Source organism: Jatrophihabitans sp. (assembly GCF_051960575.1).
Taxonomy (GTDB): Bacteria; Actinomycetota; Actinomycetes; order Mycobacteriales; family Jatrophihabitantaceae; genus JBQCEE01.
This window is the reverse complement of record NZ_JBQCEE010000055.1, coordinates 1-2443: the sequence shown is the minus strand read 5'-3', so window position 1 is coordinate 2443 and position 2443 is coordinate 1. Positions and strand designations below refer to the sequence as shown.

The following is a 2443-nucleotide window of genomic DNA, read 5'->3' as shown; positions in this document are numbered from 1 at the left end:
GCCGCCGGTCGCCGAGTAACCCCCCCCCGCCGAGCGCGGCGGTGAACAGCTCGTCGGTCTCCGGGTTGTGGACGGCGCCCGCGACGACGACACCGTCCTGCTCGGCCGCCACCGACACCGCGTACTGCGGCAGCCCGAGGACGAAGTTCACCGTGCCGTCGATCGGGTCGACCACCCAGCGCACGCCGCTCGTGCCGGCCCGGTCGTCGCCCTCCTCCCCCAGCACCGCGTCGTCCGGACGCAGCTCGGCGAGCCGGTCGCGCAGCCACTGCTCGCTCGCCCGGTCGACCTGGGTCACCAGGTCGGTGCTGGTGCTCTTCACCGCGACGTCGAGGCCGTGGGCGTCGCGCCGCGCGTCGCGGACGAGCCGGCCGGCACCGGTCGCGAGCACGGCGGCGAGGTCGCGCAGGCGCTGCGGAGTGGCGTCCATGCATCGATCCGATCACGTCCTCGCTAGGCTGCGTGCACCGCCCCGGCCGTCGACTGGAGGGTCGTGACCACGCAGCCAGCACCGCCCCTGCCGTCGATCGACGAGCAGGCCTTCGGCATCGACATCGGGGGCAGCGGCATCAAGGGCGCGATCGTCGACACCGCCACCGGTGATCTCGTGACGCCGCGGGTGCGCATCGCGACGCCGCAGCCCTCGACCCCGCAGGCGGTCGCCGCGGTCGTGGCCCAGCTGGTCGAGGGGGCGGGCTGGACGGGGCACGTCGGCGCGACCTTCCCTGCGGTGATCAAGAACGGCGTGGCGCGCTCGGCGGCGAACGTCGACCCGTCCTGGATCGGCACCGACGTCGACGCCACCTTCACGGCCGCGGTGAACGCGTCCGAGGTCATCGTGCTGAACGACGCCGACGCCGCCGGTGTCGCCGAGGCCCGGTTCGGCGCGGCGCGTGGCGTGTCCGGCGTGGTCATCCTGCTGACCTTCGGCACCGGCATCGGCAGTGCGCTGCTGCTCGACGGCCGGCTGGTGCCGAACACCGAGTTCGGTCACCTCGAACTCGACGGGCACGACGCGGAGAAGCGGGCGGCCGCCTCGGTGAAGGACAACGAGGGCCTCTCGTACTCCAAGTGGGCCAAGCGGGTGTCGCACTACATGAGGCACGTCGAGCGGCTGTTCACGCCCGACCTGTTCGTCGTCGGCGGGGGCGTGAGCAAGGACAGCGAGAAGTGGGTGCCGCTGCTCGAGCTCGACACGCCCGTGCGTCCGGCCCAGTTGCTGAACAACGCGGGCATCGTCGGGGCGGCCATGGCGGCCGTCGAGCGCCCGGTCGAACGTCCCGTCCGCTGACGGCCGGTCGCCCCGTCCGCGCCCGTTCCGCACCGCCGGCACCGACTCGTCGGGGCGCGAGGCCCGCTCGCGTCGTACACTGCCTCACGAGGGCACTGCGCACGTTCTGGACTCGAACTCTGAGCCGACCAACAGACGGCCTGCGACCCGCACCTAGCGCGCCCGCGTGGTCCGATCGAGGCCCGGCGGGTGCCACCGGTCCATACGTGTTTGCTCCGTGCGCCCGTCGGGTGAAAGGTTCTCCGTGCTTCCAGAGCAGCAAGACTCGTCGGCCTCGGCGTCGACCCCTGCGCTGACCCCAGCGTCCACCGCGAAGAAGGTCGTGGCGGCCGCCAGTACGACCCGCCGCGCGACGGCCACCGTCGCGACGGACGAGAGCCCCGACGCGGCGGCCAAGCCGGCCCGCGCAGCGAAGGCCGCGAAGACGGCGGCGAAGGCACCGGCCAAGACCGGAAAGGCCTCGGCGAAGGCACCGGCCAAGGCGACGAAGGCCGCGGGCGCTGCGGCCGACGGCGCCGAGGTCGAGGAGGTCGAGCTCGAGGACATCGCGGTCGAGGACCTCGCCGCCGACGCGGTCGAGGACGTCACCGCCGACGACGAGACCGCCGCGGCACCGGCCGCGGCTGCCGGCGAGGAGTCCGAGGAGGAGTTCACCTGGGACGACGAGGAGGAGTCGGAGGCGCTGCGGCAGGCCCGCAAGGACGCCGAGATGACCGCCTCGGCCGACTCGGTGCGTGCCTACCTCAAGCAGATCGGCAAGGTCGCGCTGCTCAACGCCGAGGAGGAGGTCGACCTCGCCAAGCGGATCGAGGCCGGGCTCTACGCGGCCGAGCGGCTGCGGCAGGCCGACGAGTCGAACGAGAAGCTCTCGACCCAGCTGCGACGCGACCTCCGTTGGATCGTCCGCGACGGCGAGCGGGCCAAGAACCACCTCCTCGAGGCGAACCTCCGTCTCGTCGTCTCGCTGGCCAAGCGCTACACCGGCCGCGGCATGGCCTTCCTCGACCTGATCCAGGAGGGCAACCTGGGTCTGATCCGTGCGGTCGAGAAGTTCGACTACACCAAGGGCTACAAGTTCTCGACCTACGCCACGTGGTGGATCCGCCAGGCGATCACCCGCGCGATGGCCGACCAGGCCCGCACCATCCGCAT

Annotated in this window: 3 protein-coding genes; 2 read left to right on the top strand and 1 reads right to left on the bottom strand. The window is 72.4% G+C overall.

The genetic code is table 11. The features are described 5' to 3' along the window. Positions 1-430 (bottom strand): inositol monophosphatase family protein (locus ACTHMS_RS02665; protein WP_440305129.1); only part of this gene is annotated, 430 nt, incomplete at its 3' end. 87 nt (positions 431-517) lie between these two features. On the opposite strand from ACTHMS_RS02665, the gene ppgK reads away from it, so the two are divergent. Continuing rightward, entirely contained in the window at positions 518-1291 is a 774-nt protein-coding gene (gene ppgK / locus ACTHMS_RS02660) for a polyphosphate--glucose phosphotransferase (protein WP_440305130.1), read from the top strand. A gap of 322 nt (positions 1292-1613) precedes the next feature. Continuing rightward, positions 1614-2443, top strand: an 830-nt coding sequence (locus ACTHMS_RS02655) for a sigma-70 family RNA polymerase sigma factor (RefSeq protein ID WP_440305128.1), incomplete at its 3' end; no start/stop codon positions are given.